This is a genomic window from Streptomyces hamibioticus, assembly GCF_047946815.1.
GTDB lineage: Bacteria > Actinomycetota > Actinomycetes > Streptomycetales > Streptomycetaceae > Streptomyces.
Window position 1 is genome coordinate 5,765,670 of the sequence record NZ_JBKKQY010000001.1, and the last position, 18,300, is coordinate 5,783,969.

The 18,300-nt window shown below is 72.6% G+C and carries 14 protein-coding genes and 1 pseudogene; 9 read left to right on the forward strand and 6 right to left on the reverse strand.

Going from position 1 to position 18,300, the window contains the following annotated elements:
- Positions 1-49: 49 nt before the first annotated feature.
- Together ACLGIH_RS26140 and ACLGIH_RS26145 are read left to right on the forward strand one after the other, a co-directional pair.
- Entirely contained in the window at positions 50-1,051 is a 1,002-nt protein-coding gene (locus tag ACLGIH_RS26140) for a TerC family protein (RefSeq protein ID WP_416527729.1), read from the forward strand.
- Positions 1,052-1,192: 141 nt separating this feature from the next.
- Positions 1,193-1,691 (forward strand): annotated as a pseudogene (locus ACLGIH_RS26145) (hypothetical protein).
- Between the two features lie 27 nt (positions 1,692-1,718).
- On the opposite strand, the gene ACLGIH_RS26150 reads toward ACLGIH_RS26145, so the two are convergent.
- Positions 1,719-2,999: an MFS transporter gene (locus tag ACLGIH_RS26150; protein ID WP_416529477.1), complete on the reverse strand. Its 1,281-nt coding sequence runs from the start codon at positions 2,997-2,999 to the stop codon at positions 1,719-1,721.
- A gap of 314 nt (positions 3,000-3,313) precedes the next feature.
- On the opposite strand from ACLGIH_RS26150, the gene aroQ reads away from it, so the two are divergent.
- Positions 3,314-3,787 carry a type II 3-dehydroquinate dehydratase gene (aroQ, locus tag ACLGIH_RS26155; RefSeq protein WP_416527730.1) on the forward strand — a complete coding sequence of 158 codons (474 nt, stop codon included), beginning with the start codon at positions 3,314-3,316 and terminating at the stop codon, positions 3,785-3,787.
- A 52-nt stretch (positions 3,788-3,839) separates the two neighbouring features.
- On the opposite strand, the gene ACLGIH_RS26160 is transcribed toward aroQ, so the two are convergent.
- Positions 3,840-4,496, reverse strand: a complete 657-nt coding sequence (locus ACLGIH_RS26160; RefSeq protein ID WP_416527731.1) for an MBL fold metallo-hydrolase — start codon at positions 4,494-4,496, stop codon at positions 3,840-3,842.
- 58 nt (positions 4,497-4,554) lie between these two features.
- On the reverse strand, positions 4,555-5,241 hold the full coding sequence (locus tag ACLGIH_RS26165; protein WP_416527732.1) for a maleylpyruvate isomerase family mycothiol-dependent enzyme: 687 nt from the start codon (positions 5,239-5,241) through the stop codon (positions 4,555-4,557).
- 223 nt (positions 5,242-5,464) lie between these two features.
- Here ACLGIH_RS26165 and uvrA point away from each other — a divergent pair, with 223 nt between their 5' ends.
- Positions 5,465-8,479: an excinuclease ABC subunit UvrA gene (uvrA, locus tag ACLGIH_RS26170; RefSeq protein ID WP_416527733.1), complete on the forward strand. Its 3,015-nt coding sequence runs from the start codon at positions 5,465-5,467 to the stop codon at positions 8,477-8,479.
- Between the two features lie 287 nt (positions 8,480-8,766).
- Here uvrA and ACLGIH_RS26175 read toward each other — a convergent pair whose 3' ends face one another.
- Both ACLGIH_RS26175 and ACLGIH_RS26180 read right to left on the reverse strand, forming a co-directional pair.
- Positions 8,767-9,675: a carbohydrate kinase family protein gene (locus ACLGIH_RS26175; protein WP_416527734.1), complete on the reverse strand. Its 909-nt coding sequence runs from the start codon at positions 9,673-9,675 to the stop codon at positions 8,767-8,769.
- The gene (locus tag ACLGIH_RS26180; RefSeq protein ID WP_416527735.1) at positions 9,672-10,718 is read right to left on the reverse strand and encodes a LacI family DNA-binding transcriptional regulator; all 1,047 of its coding nucleotides are present in this window, start codon (positions 10,716-10,718) and stop codon (positions 9,672-9,674) included. The genes ACLGIH_RS26175 and ACLGIH_RS26180 overlap by 4 nt, the downstream gene beginning before the upstream one ends.
- Positions 10,719-10,913: 195 nt before the next feature.
- On the opposite strand from ACLGIH_RS26180, the gene ACLGIH_RS26185 reads away from it, so the two are divergent.
- Positions 10,914-11,339 carry a Rieske (2Fe-2S) protein gene (locus tag ACLGIH_RS26185; RefSeq protein WP_416527736.1) on the forward strand — a complete coding sequence of 142 codons (426 nt, stop codon included), beginning with the start codon at positions 10,914-10,916 and terminating at the stop codon, positions 11,337-11,339.
- Between the two features lie 259 nt (positions 11,340-11,598).
- Here ACLGIH_RS26185 and ACLGIH_RS26190 read toward each other — a convergent pair whose 3' ends face one another.
- Positions 11,599-12,546 carry a hypothetical protein gene (locus ACLGIH_RS26190; RefSeq protein ID WP_416527737.1) on the reverse strand — a complete coding sequence of 316 codons (948 nt, stop codon included), beginning with the start codon at positions 12,544-12,546 and terminating at the stop codon, positions 11,599-11,601.
- A gap of 305 nt (positions 12,547-12,851) precedes the next feature.
- On the opposite strand from ACLGIH_RS26190, the gene uvrC reads away from it, so the two are divergent.
- Genes uvrC through whiA form a run of 4 tightly spaced genes read left to right on the forward strand, consistent with a single transcriptional unit; the run spans position 12,852 to position 18,176 of the window.
- Entirely contained in the window at positions 12,852-14,957 is a 2,106-nt protein-coding gene (uvrC, locus tag ACLGIH_RS26195; protein WP_416527738.1) for an excinuclease ABC subunit UvrC, read from the forward strand.
- Positions 14,954-16,108 (forward strand): RNase adapter RapZ, encoded by a 1,155-nt coding sequence (gene rapZ / locus ACLGIH_RS26200; protein ID WP_416527739.1) that lies wholly within the window; start codon positions 14,954-14,956, stop codon positions 16,106-16,108. Before uvrC ends, rapZ begins: the two co-directional genes overlap by 4 nt.
- On the forward strand, positions 16,105-17,196 hold the full coding sequence (locus ACLGIH_RS26205; protein ID WP_416527740.1) for a gluconeogenesis factor YvcK family protein: 1,092 nt from the start codon (positions 16,105-16,107) through the stop codon (positions 17,194-17,196). Before rapZ ends, ACLGIH_RS26205 begins: the two co-directional genes overlap by 4 nt.
- Positions 17,187-18,176, forward strand: coding sequence for a DNA-binding protein WhiA (whiA, locus tag ACLGIH_RS26210; RefSeq protein ID WP_416527741.1), 990 nt, complete (start codon positions 17,187-17,189; stop codon positions 18,174-18,176). The genes ACLGIH_RS26205 and whiA overlap by 10 nt, the downstream gene beginning before the upstream one ends.
- Positions 18,177-18,300: the final 124 nt, after the last annotated feature.

An 18,300-nucleotide genomic window follows, 5' to 3' on the forward strand; every position in this document is an offset into this window, starting at 1 on the left:
GGCAGCGACGACGCTGACATCTGCCGTGTGACGTACTGCCGGAGGCGTAGTGGAAGTTTCGACGACCCTGTGGGTCCTGACCGTCCTGGGCCTTGCCGCCCTCATTGCCGTCGATTTCTTCATCGGCCGCAAACCGCACGATGTATCGATCAAGGAAGCCGGAATCTGGACGGTCGTCTGGATCGTCCTGGCCGGTCTCTTCGGTATCGGCCTGTTCGTCTTCGGCGGCGGCCAGCCCGCCGGTGAGTTCTTCGCCGGCTTCATCACCGAGAAGTCGCTGAGCGTCGACAACCTCTTCGTCTTCGTCCTGATCATGGCGAAGTTCGCGGTGCCGTCGCAGTACCAGCAGCGTGTGCTGCTCATCGGCGTGCTCATAGCCCTGGTGCTCAGGGCCGTGTTCATCGCCGCGGGCGCCGCGATCATCGCCAACTTCTCGTGGGTCTTCTACCTCTTCGGCGCCTTCCTGATCTGGACCGCCTGGAAGCTCATCCAGGAGGCCCGGGCCGAGGAGCAGGACGAGGAGTACGAGGAGAACAAGCTCCTCAAGGCCGCGGAGCGCCGCTTCGGTGTCGCCGACCGGTACCACGGCACCAAGCTGTGGATCCAGGAGAACGGCAAGCGGGTCATGACCCCGATGCTGGTGGTGATGCTCGCGATCGGCACCACGGACGTGCTCTTCGCGCTCGACTCGATCCCCGCGATCTTCGGTCTGACCCAGGACCCGTACATCGTCTTCACGGCCAACGCCTTCGCCCTGATGGGGCTGCGGCAGCTGTACTTCCTCATCGGCGGCCTGCTGAAGAAGCTGATCCACCTCTCGTACGGTCTGTCGGTCATCCTGGCCTTCATCGGCGTCAAGCTGGTGCTGCACGCGCTCCACGAGTCCGGCGTCCATGTCCCGGAGATCAGCATCCCGGTCTCGCTGGGGGTCATCTGCTCGGTCCTGATCATCACCACGATCACCAGCCTGCGCGCCTCCAAGAAGCAGGCGGCGGCCGAGGCGGAGGGCTCCCAGGGCGGTGGCGTCACCAAGGACAGCGTCGACGTCTGACGCCCTCCGGACACCGGGGCCCCGGGCGGAAAACCTTGAGCGCCGGGAGCGGTGCGCGGCGAGAGCCGGCCGCCGCTCCCGGCGCTCCCGCCGTGGCACGACCGGCGTGCGGGGCCCGTGCCCCTCTGCGACGATCACTGCATGATCACTCGGTCCAGGGCGCTCATGACGCAGTGGACGACCGTCGTGCCCGTGGTCGCGGTCGTGCTGCGTGTTCACCTGGGGACGCGATCTGCCCGGTGTGGTCGTCGCCCTGGCGACGCTCGTCCTCGCCGGGTCCGTCCTGGCCGCCGTCCATCATGCCGAGGTCGTCGCGCACCGGGTCGGCGAGCCCTTCGGCTCCCTGGTCCTCGCCGTCGCCGTCACGGTCATCGAGGTCGCCCTCATCGTGACCCTCATGGCGGACGGCGGCGACAAGGGCTCGGCCCTGGCCCGGGACACCGTCTTCGCCGCCGTCATGATCACCTGCAACGGCGCCGGGCCGCTCGTCCTCGGCCTCGGCTCCACCCACATGGTGCTGCTCGCCCTGACCGTGGTGGTCGGCTCGCTGACCGTCGTACCGGGCCGCGCCACGCCGCTGCAGGGTGGCGTCCACCCGGTGCTGTTCGCGGCCTATCTGGAGCTGGCCGTCAACCCGTAGACCGGCGCTGAGCCCATGGACCCGCGCTCAGCCGGTGGAGACGGGCTTCACCGCGACGGCGGGCTCCGGGACCGGGCGCGTCTCCGGCAGCAGCGCGAAACAGCCCAGGCTGAGCAGCGCGACGCCGGTCAGGTAGGCGCCCACACCCCAGGGCACCCGACCGCCCTGCTCGGCCAGCGCCGTCGCCACGATCGGGGTGAGTGCGCCCCCGAGGACCCCGCCGAGGTTGTAGCCCACGGCGGCGCCGGTGCACCGCACCCGGGGCTCGTACAGCTCCGGCAGATAGGCGGCGATCACCGCGAACATCGTGATGAAGGCGAGCATCGCTCCCAGGAAGCCGAGGAACATCGGCAACGGCTCGCCGGTGGCCAGCAGCGCCACCATGGGGAACATCCACAGGGCGGCGGCCGTGCACCCGGCCAGGCACAGCGGCCGGCGCCCGTGGCGGTCGCCGAGCAGCGCCGCCACCGGGGTGAGCGCGCCCTTTACCAGCACCGCGGCCATGATGCAGGCGAGGACCACGCCACGGTCCACGCCGAGCCGCTCCGTGGCGTACGCCAGGGACCAGGTGGACACGGCGTAGAAGATCGCGTATCCGACCGCGAGCGCCCCGGCGGTGAGCAGGACGAGCCGCCAGTGGTGCCGCACCACCTCGGCGAGCGGCACGCGCGCGTGGTCGTCGATGGCCAGGAAGCCCGGGCTCTCGGCGAGCGACGACCGCAGCCACAGCCCCACCAGCGCCAGCACCCCCGCCACCCAGAACGGCACCCGCCACCCCCATGCGGCGAACTGCGCGTCGGTCAGTACCTGCGACAGCGCCAGCACCACGCCGTTGGCGAGCAGGAAGCCGAGCGCCGGCCCGATCTGCGGGAAGCTCGACCACAGCCCGCGCCGGCCGGCGGGCGCGTGCTCCACGGTGAGCAGTACGGCACCGCCCCATTCCCCGCCCAGCCCCAGTCCCTGAAGGAAGCGCAGGGTGACCAGCAGCAGGGGAGCGGTCAGGCCGATCGTGTCGTACGTCGGCACGCAGCCGACCGCGACCGTCGAGGCACCGGTCAGCAGCAGTGAGGCGACGAGGACCGGACGCCTGCCGTGCCGGTCCCCGATGTGCCCGAACAGCACCGAGCCCAGCGGCCGGGCCAGGAACCCGACCCCGAACGTCGCGAACGCGGCCAGCGTCCCCGCCAGCGGCGAGAACGTCGGGAAGAACAGCGGCCCCAGCACCAGCGCCGCCGCGGTCCCGTAGACGAAGAAGTCGTAGAACTCGATCGCCGTCCCGGCGAGCGACGCGGTGGCGAGCCGCAGCATGGAGGGAGCGGCCTGGGCTTTGCTGACGGGGGATACATCGTTCACGCCGCGTCAACCACCCGCGGCGATCACCGGTTACGGGGCGCGCGGGGAGTACCGGGGTCAGTAGGTGACGGTGATGCGCCGCACGGGACCGTCGACGCGGACCACACCCCCGTAAGGGACGAACCGCCTCGCGCTGTTCCTTCGCGTACTGTGCGCGCTCCTCCGGGCTGTGGGAGGCCGGTCGCCGTGGCCGTGCACCGTGATAAACCGGGTGTCGGCAGCGGTCCGGCCGGACCGCCCATCGCGAACCGGACCGGAGGAACCCCACCGTGCCCCGCACCCTGGCCAACGCCCCGATCATGATCCTCAACGGCCCCAACCTGAACCTCCTCGGCCGACGGCAGCCGGAGATCTACGGCTCCGACACCCTCGCCGACATCGAGGCGATGTGTGCGGAGGCGGCGGCGGCGCACGCCGGCACGGTGGACTTCCGGCAGTCCAACCACGAGGGGGAGCTGGTGGAGTGGATCCACGAGGCGCGGCTGCATCACTGCGGGATCGTGATCAACCCGGCCGCCTACTCCCACACGTCCGTCGCGATCCTGGATGCGCTCAACACCTGTGACGGCCTTCCGGTGGTGGAGGTCCACATCTCCAACATCCACAAGCGTGAGGAGTTCCGGCACCACTCCTACGTGTCGCTGCGTGCCGACGGCGTCATCGCGGGGTGCGGGGCCCAGGGGTACGTGTTCGGCGTCGAGCGGGTCGCGGCCCTCGCGGGGGCGGCACACGCCGCCACCTGAGCCCGGGCCCCCGGGCCCCGGAGGGGCACGCCTCACCCGCGCGGCGCCCGGCTCACCACCCGCGCGCGTGCCACTCCGGCAGTTGCGGGCGCTCCGCGCCCAGCGACGTGTCGTTGCCGTGCCCGGGGTAGACCCACGTCTCGTCCGGGAGCGCGTCGAAGAGCTTGGTCTCGACGTCGTGGATCAGGCTCGCGAACGCCTTCGGGTCCCGGTGGGTGTTGCCGACCCCGCCGGGGAAGAGGCAGTCGCCGGTGAAGACGTGCGGGTGCCCGTGCGGGTCGTCGTAGATCAGGACGATGGACCCCGGCGTGTGGCCCACCAGGTGGCGCGCGGTCAGCTCCACGCGCCCCACCCGGATCGTGTCACCGTCGTCGACCAGGACGTCGGTCGGCACCGGGATGCCCTCGGCGTCGTACCGGCCCGCGTAGGTGCGGGCGCCGGTGGCGGCGACGACCTCGCCGAGTGCCTGCCAGTGGTCGCCGTGCCGGTGGGTGGTGACGACGGACGCGATGCCGTCGCCACCGATCGTCCCCAGCAGCGTCTCCGCGTCGTTGGCGGCGTCGATGAGCAACTGCTCGTCGGTGGCCCGGCAGCGCAGCAGATAGGCGTTGTTGTCCATCGGACCGACCGCGATCTTGGTGATCATCAGGTCCTTGAGCTCGTGCACGTCGGCGGGCCCGCCGACCTGCACCTCTCCGCTGTACGTCATGTCCGCCAGCCTAGCGCCGGAGAGCGGTCCGCAGACGGCTGACCACCGGCTGTGGCGGCTACAGCGGCGGCAGCTTCGGCAGTGCCCCGCCCGTCACGGTCAGTCCCGAGCCGTCGCGCCGCCCGGCGAGCCAGCCGAGCAGGTCGGCGGCCGTGCCCTCGACGGTGACCGGGCCGCCCTCGGCGCCGCCGCCCGTGCTCCACGCGCGCGTGCCGTCCGTGAGCCGGGTGGCCGGGACGTCCTTGTGGCCGGCGAACCGCTCCGCGAGGAACTCGATCTCCCGCTCCGTGAACTCCGCCGGGAGGTCCTCCAGCTCGTACCCGATGCCGAGGTCCACGTGGTGCAGCTCGACCTCGACCCACCGGCGGAACGGCACCCGGGACGCCGAGTCGGTGACCCCGTTGCGCAGTTCCACCGTGCGCGACCAGTCGGCCGGCGCGGCCCCGGTCTCCTGGAAGCGGGCCCCGCTGTCGCGCACGTCGGCGAGCTGGGCGTCCAGCGGGCGCGGGGCGTCCCGCTCGATGTCGGCGTCCCGGGCCTCGGCGGAGGCGTACATGGGGCGGCCCTCGAGGACGTTCACGAGCGCGTCCGCATTGCGGGCGATGTGGGCGAGGACATGGCCGCGGGTCCAGCCCGGCAGCCGTGACGGCTCGGTCACGTGCGCGTTGCCCAGTTTGCCGACCGCGGTGAGCAGCCGGTCGGTCGCGTCACGTACAGACGCCAGGTCATGAGCGTGATCAATCATGGTGCTGACCCTAGCCCCGGCCACACCTTCGGGTGAAGGTTCCGGACCGCGCCCGCAAATCGAATGCGCGTGCTATATGGTCGAGTGCGGCGTCGGGCATGCTGGAGAGCCGGGGTTTGTTGTCAACCCGTGAATCCGACCGGCGTTGTCAGTGGCTCCCCCTAGTCTGAGAAGGACGGGGGCCCCGCCCCTGTCGCTTCTCTCAAGAAAGGTGCGGACCGGCGTGGCCGACCGTCTCATCGTCCGTGGCGCGCGCGAGCACAATCTGAAGAATGTGTCGCTCGACCTGCCCCGGGACTCGCTCATCGTCTTCACGGGCCTGTCCGGCTCGGGCAAGTCCTCCCTGGCCTTCGACACGATCTTCGCCGAGGGCCAGCGCCGCTACGTGGAGTCGCTCTCCTCGTACGCCCGGCAGTTCCTCGGCCAGATGGACAAGCCGGACGTCGACTTCATCGAGGGTCTGTCCCCGGCGGTCTCCATCGACCAGAAGTCGACCTCGCGCAACCCGCGCTCCACGGTCGGCACGATCACCGAGGTCTACGACTACCTGCGCCTGCTCTTCGCCCGCATCGGCAAGCCGCACTGCCCCGAGTGCGGCCGCCCGATCTCGCGCCAGTCGCCGCAGGCGATCGTCGACAGGGTTCTGGAGCTGCCCGAGGGCAGCCGCTTCCAGGTGCTCTCCCCGCTGGTGCGCGAGCGCAAGGGGGAGTTCGTCGACCTCTTCGCCGACCTGCAGACCAAGGGCTACTCCCGCGCGCGCGTGGACGGCGAGACTGTCCAGCTCTCCCACCCGCCCACGCTGAAGAAGCAGGAGAAGCACACCATCGAGGTGGTCGTCGACCGCCTCACGGTCAAGGACTCCGCCAAGCGCCGGCTCACCGACTCCGTCGAGACCGCGCTCGGCCTGTCCGGCGGCATGGTCGTGCTCGACTTCGTCGACCTCCCCGAGGACGACCCGGAGCGCGAGCGCATGTACTCGGAGCACCTGTACTGCCCGTACGACGACCTGTCCTTCGAGGAGCTGGAGCCCCGCTCCTTCTCCTTCAACTCGCCCTTCGGCGCCTGCCCCGACTGCACCGGTATCGGTACGCGCATGGAGGTCGACCCCGAGCTGATCGTCCCGGACCCGGACAAGTCCCTGGACGAGGGCGCCATCCACCCCTGGTCGCACGGTCACACCAAGGACTACTTCGGCCGCCTGATCGGCGCCCTCGCCGACGCGCTCGGCTTCCGCACCGACATCCCCTTCGCCGGGCTGCCGCAGCGTGCCAAGAAGGCCCTGCTGCACGGCCACAAGACCCAGGTCGAGGTCCGCTACCGCAACCGGTACGGCCGCGAGCGCCGCTACACCACGGCCTTCGAGGGGGCCGTCCCGTTCGTCAAGCGCCGGCACAGCGAGGCCGAGAGCGACGCCAGCCGGGAGCGGTTCGAGGGCTACATGCGCGAGGTGCCCTGCCCCAGCTGTGCGGGGTCACGCCTCAAGCCCGTCGTCCTGGCGGTGACGATCATGGGGAAGTCGATCGCCGAGGTCTCCGCGATGTCCATCAGCGACTGCGCGGACTTCCTGGGCGAGCTGAAGCTCACCGCCCGCGACAAGAAGATCGCCGAGCGGGTGCTGAAGGAGGTCAACGAGCGGCTGCGCTTCCTGGTCGACGTCGGTCTGGACTACCTCTCGCTGAACCGCGCGGCCGGCACACTCTCCGGCGGCGAGGCCCAGCGCATCCGCCTGGCGACCCAGATCGGCTCCGGTCTCGTCGGCGTCCTGTACGTCCTCGACGAGCCGTCCATCGGCCTGCACCAGCGCGACAACCACCGGCTGATCGAGACCCTCGTCCGGCTCCGCGACATGGGCAACACGCTCATCGTCGTCGAGCACGACGAGGACACCATCAAGACCGCCGACTGGATCGTCGACATCGGCCCCGGCGCCGGCGAGCACGGCGGCAAGGTGGTGCACAGCGGCTCGCTGAAGGAGCTGCTCGACAACGCCGATTCGCAGACCGGCCTGTACCTGGCCGGCAAGAAGGCCATCCCGCTGCCCGACATGCGGCGCCCGCGCGACCCGTCCCGGCAGCTGACGGTGCACGGTGCCCGGGAGAACAACCTCCAGGACATCGACGTCTCCTTCCCGCTGGGCGTGTTCACGGCCGTCACCGGCGTGTCCGGCTCCGGAAAGTCGACGCTGGTCAACGACATCCTGTACACCCACCTGGCCCGTGAGCTGAACGGCGCCCGCAGCGTGCCGGGGCGGCACACGCGCGTGGACGGCGACGACCAGGTCGACAAGGTGGTCCACGTCGACCAGTCGCCCATCGGCCGCACCCCGCGGTCGAACCCGGCGACGTACACCGGCGTCTTCGACCACATCCGCAAGCTGTTCGCCGAGACGACCGAGGCGAAGGTCCGCGGCTACATGCCCGGACGCTTCTCCTTCAACGTCAAGGGCGGCCGCTGCGAGAACTGCGCGGGCGACGGCACCATCAAGATCGAGATGAACTTCCTCCCGGACGTCTACGTCCCGTGCGAGGTCTGCCACGGTGCCCGGTACAACCGGGAGACCCTGGAGGTCCACTACAAGGGCAAGTCCATCGCCGACGTCCTGGACATGCCGATCGAGGAGGCCACGGAGTTCTTCGAGGCCGTCCCGGCGATCGCCCGCCACCTGAAGACGCTGAAGGACGTCGGCCTCGGCTACGTCCGGCTCGGCCAGTCCGCGACCACCCTGTCCGGCGGTGAGGCACAGCGCGTGAAGCTCGCCAGCGAGCTGCAGCGCCGCTCCACCGGGCGCACGGTCTACGTCCTGGACGAGCCGACCACCGGCCTGCACTTCGAGGACATCAACAAGCTGCTCAGGGTTCTGTCCGGCCTGGTCGACAAGGGCAACACGGTCATCGTCATCGAGCACAACCTCGACGTGATCAAGACCGCCGACTGGATCGTCGACATGGGTCCCGAGGGCGGCGCCGGCGGTGGCCTGGTCGTCGCCGAGGGCACGCCCGAGCAGGTCGCCGCGGTCCCGGCCAGCCACACCGGCAAGTTCCTGCGGGACATCCTGGGCGCCGACCGGATCAGCGACGCGGCACCCGTGAAGGCCCCGCGCAAGGCGGCGGCGAAGACCGCGGCCGCCACGACGGCCACGAAGAAGACGGCCACCAGGAAGGTCGACGGCACGGCCGCCAGGACGGCCAAGACCACCAAGTCCGCCGCGAAGAAGACCACGCGGGCCCGCAAGGCCTGACGTCCGGCGGCAGCGCGACGCGCCGCGCCTCCCGGCAAGCACCGGGGGCACGGCGCGTTCGTACGCGCACAGCGGGTCCGTACGCGCACAGCGGGTCCGTACGCGCACAGCGGGTCCGTACGCGTACCGCCCGGCTCGGATCCCGGCTCGACCGGTCCCCGAAGAGCGGCTCCGCCTCCCTGGCGCCCCGCCGGCCACATCGCCACATCGCCCCATCGCCCCGGCGCCCTGCGCGCCGTACGTCCGGCCGGCCGGGTGACGGGGCCCGACCGACCGGCCGGGCCCCGTCAGCCGGCCACCTCGTGCGCGTACGGCGGCTGCGCCCCGGCGCGCGAGCAGGTGACCGCCGCGGCCCGGGCGGCGAAGCGCAGCAGGTCCGCCCAGCCGTCCGGGCCCAGCGCGGCCGACGCCCGCTCGTCGAGCGCGTCCCGCACCGCGAGCCCGTGCAGCAGCGCCGCGTTCACCGTGTCGCCCGCGCCGATCGTGTCGACCACGTCGACCCGCTCGCCCGGCACCGCGTACTCGCCGCCGTCGCGGGTGAAGACGGTGAGCCCGTCGCCGCCCCGGGTGATCACGACCGCGGCCGGTCCGGCCGCCAGCCACTCGCGCGGGCCGCCGCCGAGCCACTCGGCGTCCTCCGCGGACAGCTTCAGCAGCGACACCGACGGCAGCCAGCTCTTGAAGCGGGCCCGGTAGGCGTCCGGGTCCGCGATCAGCCCGGCCCGGATGTTCGGGTCCAGCGCCGTGAACAGCCCCCGCGCCGCCGCGTCCCGCATCAGCTCCTCGTACGCGCTCGCCCCGGGCTCCAGCACCAGGGAACAGGTGCCGAAGGCCAGGGCCCGGGTGCCGGGCGGCAGCGCGGCGGGGGCGGTGAACAGCCGGTCCGCGGTCCCCTCCACGTAGAAGGAGTACGCGGCCGAGCCGTCCGCGCCGACCGAGGCCACCGCGAGCGTCGTCGGCTCGGCGCCGCGCTGGACGGGGGACACGTCCACGCCGGACTCGCGCAGCCGCTCCAGCAGCGCCTCGCCGAAGGCGTCGTACGACACCCGGGAGCAGAAGGCGACGGGGGAGCCGAGCCGGCCCAGCGCCACGGCCGTGTTGTACGGACCGCCGCCGAGCGCCGGAGTCAGCGCGGCCAGGGCGCCCGTGCCCTGCGGTACCAGGTCGATCAGTGCCTCACCGGCGACGACGATCATGCGGGGGTTCCTTTCTCGGCCGGCTGTTCGGGGCAGCCGCACGAGGTGCGGTGGACGAAGGAGCAGGGCAGCCGCACGGTCCGGACGGGCCGGTCCGGATCGGCGAGGCGTTCCAGGAGCACCCGGACGGCCTGGGCGCCGATGTCCCTGCCGGGCTGGGCGATCGCCGTGAGCCGGGGTTCGAACAGGTCCGCCCAGGCGAAGTCGTCGAAGCAGCACAGGGCGATGTCACCGGGCACGGACAGGCGCCGGTCGCGCAGGGCCCGCAGCGCGCCGATGGTCATCGCGTTGTTGGCGGTGACGAGCGCCGTGGGCGGTACCGCCAGGGACAGCAGGGCCTCCGTCGCGCGGCTGCCGCCGGCCGCCTCGGAGTCGCCGTGCACCAGCAGCCGTTCGTCGTACGGCAGCCCGGCCGCCGCCAGCCCGTGCCGGTACCCGGTGATCCGCTCCCGCGTGGTGCTGAGGCCGGGCCGGCCGGCGACCAGGGCGATCCGCCGGTGGCCGAGCCCGGAGAGATGGGTGACCAGCCGGGTCGTCGGCTCGGCGCTGTCGGCGCACACCTGGTCGAAACGCGGGCCGCCACTGTCCTCGGGGAGGTCGACGACCCGGTCCAGGAACACCGCGGGCACGCGGTGCCTGCCGAGGTAGGCGACGAGATCCCGCGGGTCCGCGGAGGGCGCGACGATCAGGCCGTCCACCCGCCGCTCGTGGAGCAGTTGGACGACCGTGCGCTCATGGCCGGGATCGTCGTGCGGGTCGGCGATGAGCAGGCCGTACCCCTGCTGGAGGGTGGCCGCCTCGACCCCCTGGAGGATCTCCGTGAAGTACGGGTTGCTGATCGCCGAGACGGCGAGCCCGATGGAGCGGGTGCGGGCGGTCACCAGGGACCGGGCGAGGGTGTTGGGGGTGTAGCCGAGCTTCTCGACGGCGTCCAGGACGGCCTGGCGGGTGTGGGGGAGCACCGGCCGGGTGCCGTTCAGGACGTGAGAGACGGTCGCCACGGAGACGCCGGCGCTCCGCGCCACGTCGGCCATGGTGGCCATCGGCGTGCTCCTCTCCTGCGGTGTGTCGCCGGGACCGTATCCCATTCGGAGACGGCCGTAAACGCTTGCGCAAGCGCTTACGGCCGTCTCCACGCCAGGGCCGACCCGGTCCCGCCGGGCGCGGTACCCCTCGCTATCGTCGATGGGCAGGCCCGGATCGGACCTGCCCAAGCCCCTGACCAGTGGAGAGTCCCCATGCCCGGCCGCCCCGCCCCGAGCCGTCGTACCGTCCTGCGGGGAGCCGCCGTCGCACCGGTCGCCGGTCTCGGCGCCGCCGCCTGCTCGCCGGGTGACGGAGTCGAGGGGCCCGGCAGGCCGGCCGAGCCCGTGGAGCTGGGCGGCGAGAAGGAGATCGCCGAGGGCGGCGCGAAGCTGTACCGGGACCAGAAGGTGGTGGTCAGCCGGGCCGCGGACGGCTCTCTCAAGGCGTACAGCTCGGTGTGCACCCACGCGGGGTGCCCGATGACCAAGCTGGAAGGGACGACGCTGACCTGCTTCTGCCACGGCAGCGAGTTCGACGCCCGGACCGGCGAGGTACTGCGCGCCCCCGCCACGGTGCCGCTGAAGGAACTGCCGGTCCAGGTGGAGGACGGCAGGATCGTCGCGGGCCCGGAGGCCTGACCCGCGCCGCCGCGTCAGCCCGTCCCGGTGACTCCCGGTCCCAGCCGGTGCCGGTCACTCCAGGCCCCCCGCCGGTGCCGGGGCCACTCCAGGGCCCCCGCCGGTGCCAGGTCACTTCAGGTCCCAGCCGGTGCTGGACCGGTCCCGGCCGCCTGCCGGTGCCGCCGGGCCACCCCCGGTGCCCCGCTCGTGCCGCCGGGCCACCCCCGGTGCCCCGCTCGTGCCGCCGGGCCACCCCCGGTGCCCCGCCGGTGCCGGGTCAGTCCCAGTCCCAGCCGATCCCGACGATCCCCGAGCGGACCCGCGGTTCCACCAGGTGCACCGAGTGGTGCCGTCCGCTGAGCGCCAGCTCCCGGCGGCCGCCGCGCGGTGCCGCCGCCGAGCTCTGGGTGAACCGGTGGCACCGCACCGGCAGGGCCGCCGCGTCGAACCGCACCTGGAGCGCGTACTGCCCGCCCGACGTGTCGAACCCCTGCACGCACTCGCGCGACACGCCCGCCGTGCCGTCCTCGACGCCGTAGCCGAACAGGTGCGTGTCCCCGGCCCGCAGCCGTGTGTCGAGGAGCAGCTCGACGACCAGCAGCCCGGCCTCGTGGTGGCGGCGGACGCGGCCGGTACGGCAGTTCTCCAGCGCGTGGACGGCCATCCGGCCGGGCGCGCACCCGGGGTCGCCGTGGTGGACGGCGAGGAAGCGGTCGACGCCGTCCCGGTGGGCGCGGACGATGAGGCGCGATTCGCGGGCCGCCAGTTCCCGGTGCGGGCCGATCCGGACCCGCTCGTGGTGCGCGACGGCGTGCAGCCCCCCGTCCGGCGGGTGGTCCAGGTCGGCCAGCAGCCGGTCCAGGATGCCGGAGGCCGCCACCCGCGCGCGGTAGGCATGAGGGGCGGGGCCCTGCTCCACCGTGGGGGATCCGGTCTCGGCGAGCAGCCGGATCAGCGACTCCTCGGGCAGTTCGAGGATCTCCTCCAGCGCTCGCACGGCCCGCAGCGACTCCGGGCGCTGCGGACGCCGGGCGCCCTGCTGCCAGTAACTGAGGCTCGTGACGCCCACCCTCACCCCGTGCCGGGACAGGTGGTGCTGCACGCGCTGCAACGGCAGTCCGCGTGCGGCTATCGCGGCCCGCAGGGCGATGTGGAAGGGGCCACCTCGCAGAGCGGAGTCGAGCTCCGCGGTGGCGACGTCCGCGTGCTGTGTGGCGTGCGGCATGCAGGGGCCTTTCTGTGAATGTTCACCACGGCTGGTCAGACCGTTCGACGCGGAAACCCGGGGCCGCCCCCGACACGGCGCAGAGGAGTCTGCACATCCGTACGCCGCCGTTCAGGACCCCGAGTTCCCCCGCATTGAAGCGTGTTGACCAAGTCCCGACAACACCCTCGTCGCGACGTCGACGGTCTCCTGGCCGAGATCGCACGGGCCGCCCGCCGGGCGGGCGCGGACGTGATCCACAGGCCCCGCGGGGCGTCGTCCACAGGCCCGCCGGAGTGTCGGTCCGCGCCAGTAGGGTGTGAGTCATGGCCGACCCCTCCAGCTACCGCCCCAGTCCGGGACAGATCCCGGACTCGCCCGGGGTGTACAGGTTCCGCGACGAGCACCGCCGGGTGATCTACGTCGGAAAGGCGAAGAGCCTGCGCCAGCGCCTGGCGAACTACTTCCAGGACGTGGCGAACCTGCACCCGCGCACGCGCACCATGGTGACCACGGCCGCGTCCGTGGAGTGGACGGTGGTGTCCACGGAGGTCGAGGCCCTGCAGCTGGAGTACTCCTGGATCAAGGAGTACGACCCCCGGTTCAACGTCAAGTACCGCGACGACAAGAGCTATCCGTACCTCGCGGTGACGATGCACGAGGAGTTCCCCCGCGTCCAGGTGATGCGCGGCCACAAGAAGAAGGGCGTGCGCTATTTCGGGCCGTACGCGCACGCGTGGGCGATCCGCGACACGGTCGACCTGCTGCTGCGCGTCTTCCCGGTCCGCACCTGCTCGGCCGGCGTCTTCAAGAACGCCGCCCGTACCGGCCGCCCCTGCCTCCTCGGCTACATCGGCAAGTGCTCGGCGCCCTGTGTCGAGCGCGTCTCGGCCGGGGAGCACCGGGAGCTGGCAGAGGAGTTCTGCGACTTCATGGCCGGTCGCACGGGCACCTATCTGCGCCGCCTGGAGAAGCAGATGGCCGAGGCGGCCGAGGAGATGGAGTACGAGCGGGCGGCCCGGCTGCGCGACGACATCGGCGCCCTGAAGAAGGCCATGGAGAAGAACGCGGTCGTGCTCGCCGACGCGACCGACGCCGACCTGATCGCCGTCGCCGAGGACGAGCTGGAGGCGGCCGTCCAGATCTTCCACGTGCGCGGCGGACGGGTGCGCGGCCAGCGCGGCTGGGTCACCGACAAGGTGGAGGAGATCACCACCGCCGCCCTCGTCGAGCACGCCCTCCAGCAGCTGTACGGCGAGGAGAGCGGAGACGCCGTCCCCAAGGAGGTCCTGGTCCCGGCGCTGCCCGACCCGGTGGAGCCGGTGCAGGAGTGGCTGGCCGGCCGGCGCGGCTCCGGCGTGTCCCTGCGCATCCCGCAGCGCGGTGACAAGAAGGCCCTGATGGAGACCGTGCAGCGCAACGCCCAGCAGGCGCTCGCCCTGCACAAGACCAAGCGCGCCTCCGACCTGACCACCCGCTCGCGCGCCCTGGAGGAGATCGCCGACGCCCTCGGCCTGGACAGCGCGCCGCTCCGCGTGGAGTGCTACGACATCTCGCATCTCCAGGGCGACGACGTGGTGGCCTCCATGGTCGTCTTCGAGGACGGGCTGGCCCGCAAGAGCGAGTACCGGCGGTTCCAGATCAAGGGATTCGCCGGCCAGGACGACGTCCGCTCCATGCACGAGGTGATCACCCGGCGCTTCAAGCGCTACCTCGCCGAGAAGGAGAGGACCGGCGAGTGGGCCGAGGAGTCCGGCGGCGGCGAGCGGCCGGTGAACGGCGAGGTCCCGCCGGGCGGTGAGGTCCCGGCCGCCGGGCAGGGGCTGACGGACGACGACGGGCGGCCCAAGCGTTTCGCCTACCCGCCGCAGCTCGTCGTCGTCGACGGCGGGCAGCCGCAGGTGGCCGCCGCGCAGCGGGCGCTGGACGAGCTGGGCATCGACGACATCGCCGTGTGCGGCCTGGCCAAGCGGCTGGAGGAGGTCTGGCTGCCCGGCGAGGACGACCCGGTGATCCTGCCCCGCACCAGCGAGGGCCTGTACCTGCTGCAGCGCGTCCGCGACGAGGCCCACCGGTTCGCGATCACCTACCAGCGCACCAAGCGCGCCAAGCGCTTCCGGTCGAGCCCCCTGGACGACGTTCCGGGCCTCGGCGAGACCCGCAAGCAGGCGCTGATCAAGCACTTCGGTTCGGTGAAGAAGCTGCGGTCGGCGACCCTGGACCAGATCTGCGAGGTGCCCGGCATAGGCCGCAAGACGGCCGAGACCGTCCTCGCGGCCTTCGCCCGCGCGGCCCCGGCCGCACCCGCCGTGAACACGGCGACCGGAGAGATCATGGAAGACGAGGACGGGGTGCCCGAGACGACGGCGGACGCCCCGGGGGAGCCCGTGACCGCGGGCTCCTCGGACGAACGACGGGGGCAGGAGAGATGACCGAGTACGAGACACACCCCACAGCGGACCCGGCCCGAGCCGACAGCCCGGCCGGCAACACGGCGGGACCGGGCCCGGCCCCGGGACCGGCCGGCGGTACGGCGGGGCCGGACCGGGCCCAGGGGGCGACCGGCGGCGCGGCCGGGACGGGCCCGGACCAAGGCACGACCGGCGGTACGGACCGCACCCCGGCCGGGGACGCGCCGCCGGGCGAGGAGGGCCCCGGACGGAGCCACGACGACGGAGCGCAAGTGAGTACGGGCAAGGACAACAACGGCGCCGCCGACGCGGCCATCCCCGAGCTGGTGATCATCTCCGGCATGTCCGGGGCCGGCCGCTCGACGGCCGCGAAGTGCCTGGAGGACCTCGGCTGGTTCGTCGTGGACAACCTGCCGCCCGCGCTGATCCCCACCATGGTGGAGCTTGGCGCCCGCTCCCAGGGCAACGTGGCCCGGATCGCGGTCGTCGTCGACGTCCGCGGCCGGCGCTTCTTCGACGCCCTGCGCGAGTCCCTCGCGGATCTCGACGCCCGTGGCGTCACCCGGCGGATCGTCTTCCTGGAGTCCTCCGACGACGCCCTGGTCCGCCGCTTCGAGTCGGTGCGCCGCCCGCACCCCCTCCAGGGCGACGGCCGCATCGTCGACGGCATCGCCGCCGAGCGCGAGCTGCTGCGCGAGCTGCGCGGCGACGCCGACCTGGTGATCGACACCTCCAGCCTCAACGTCCACGAGCTGCGCGCCAAGATGGACGCCCAGTTCGCCGGCGAGGAGGAGCCCGAGCTGCGGGCCACGGTGATGTCCTTCGGCTTCAAGTACGGCCTCCCGGTCGACGCCGACCTGGTCGTGGACATGCGGTTCCTGCCCAACCCGCACTGGGTCCCGGAGCTGCGCCCCTTCACCGGCCTGAACGAGGAGGTGTCGGCGTACGTCCTGAACCAGCCCGGCGCCAAGGAGTTCCTCGACCGCTACGCCGAACTGCTCCAGCTCGTCGCCGCGGGCTACCGTCGGGAGGGCAAGCGCTACGTGACCATCGCCGTGGGCTGCACGGGCGGCAAGCACCGCTCCGTGGCCATGTCGGAGAAGCTCGCCGCCCGGCTCGCCGCCGAGGGCGTGGAGACGGTGGTCGTCCACCGGGACATGGGACGGGAATGACCGAACGTACTCCGCGGCTGAGCAGGCTGCGCCGGGTGATGCCCGAAGGGCGCGGCGGCCGTGGCGGCGGCGCCCGCACCGGCCGGCCCGCCGAGGCGCGCGGCGGCCGGCCGCGCCGCCGGGGCACCCAGCCCAAGGTCGTCGCCCTGGGCGGCGGCATGGGCCTGTCCGCCTCGCTCGCCGCGCTGCGCCGGATCACCGGCGACCTGACCGCCGTCGTCACCGTGGCCGACGACGGCGGCTCCAGCGGCCGCCTGCGCGACGAGCTGGGCGTGCTGCCGCCCGGCGACCTGCGCAAGGCGCTGGCCGCGCTGTGCGGCGACGACGACTGGGGCCAGACCTGGGCCCGCGTCATCCAGCACCGCTTCCAGTCCAGGGGCGAGATGCACGGCCACGCGGTCGGCAACCTGCTGATCGTCGCCCTGTGGGAGCAGCTCGGCGACCACGTCCAGGCCCTGGACCTGGTCGGCAAGCTGCTCGGCGCGCACGGCCGCGTGCTGCCCATGTCCGCCGTGCCGCTGGAGCTCCAGGCCCTGGTCAAGGGCCACGACCCGGAGCGGCCCGAGGAGGTCGACACCGTCCGGGGCCAGGCGACCGTCGCCCTGACCCCGGGCGAGGTGCAGACCGTCCACCTCGTGCCTGCCGACCCGCCCGCGGTCCCCGAGGCGGTCGAAGCCGTCCTCGACGCCGACTGGGTGGTGCTGGGCCCCGGCTCCTGGTTCTCCTCGGTCATCCCCCACCTGCTGGTGCCCGACCTGCTGGACGCGCTCAGCGAGACCAAGGCGCGCCGGGTACTCTCGCTGAACCTCGCCCCGCAGCCCGGAGAAACCGAGGGCTTCTCCCCGCAGCGTCATTTGGAGGTTTTGGGACGACACGCCCCTAAACTCGCCCTGGACGTGGTGCTGGCCGACGAGGCCGCCGTGCCCGACCGGGACTCGCTGACCGACGCCGCAAAGCGGTTCGGCGCCGCGGTCGAGCTGGCTCCGGTGGCCCGGACCGACGGGACCCCGAGGCACGACCCGGAGCTGCTGGCCGCCGCGTACGACCGTATTTTTCGGATGCATGGAAGGATCGGCCCATGGCGATGACGGCAGCGGTGAAGGATGAGATCTCCCGGCTTCCCGTCACCCGTACCTGCTGCAGAAAGGCGGAGGTCTCCGCCACGCTGCGGTTCGCCGGCGGCCTCCACCTGGTCAGCGGGCGCATCGTGATCGAGGCGGAGCTGGACACCGCGATGGCGGCCCGCCGGCTCAAGCGGGACATCCTGGAGATTTTCGGCCACGGCTCCGAGCTGATCGTGATGGCGCCCGGCGGACTGCGCCGCGGCTCGCGCTACGTCGTCCGGGTGGTCGCCGGCGGTGACCAGCTGGCCCGCCAGACCGGCCTGGTCGACGGCCGGGGCCGCCCGATCCGCGGGCTGCCCCCGCAGGTGGTCTCGGGAGCCACCTGCGACGCCGAGGCCGCCTGGCGCGGTGCCTTCCTCGCGCACGGCTCGCTCACCGAGCCCGGCCGCTCCTCCTCCCTGGAGGTGACCTGCCCGGGCCCCGAGGCCGCGCTCGCCCTGGTCGGCGCCGCCCGCCGGCTGTCGATCGCCGCCAAGGCCCGCGAGGTGCGCGGTGTGGACCGGGTCGTCGTCCGCGACGGCGACGCCATCGGCGCCCTGCTCACCCGGCTCGGTGCGCACGAATCGGTGCTGGCCTGGGAGGAGCGGCGGATGCGCCGCGAGGTCCGGGCCACCGCCAACCGCCTCGCCAACTTCGACGACGCCAACCTGCGCCGCTCCGCCCGTGCCGCCGTCGCCGCGGGCGCCCGGGTGCAGCGCGCGCTGGAGATCCTCGGCGAGGACGTCCCCGAGCACCTCGCCGCCGCGGGCCGGCTGCGGATGGAGCACAAGCAGGCCTCCCTGGAGGAGCTGGGCGCGCTCGCCGACCCGCCGCTGACCAAGGACGCCGTCGCCGGCCGCATCCGCCGGCTGCTGGCCATGGCCGACAAGCGCGCCGCCGACCTCGGCGTTCCGGGCACGGAGGCCAACCTCTCCGAGGAACTGGCCGACAACCTCGCGGGCTGACCCGCCGGGCAGCCGAGCCGAACGGCCCGCCCCCCCGTCAAGACGCCGGTGCCGGGACCCACTTGGGTGACCGGCACCGGCGCTGTGCGTGTCGCTGACGCACCCTTGACTCGATCATGGACTG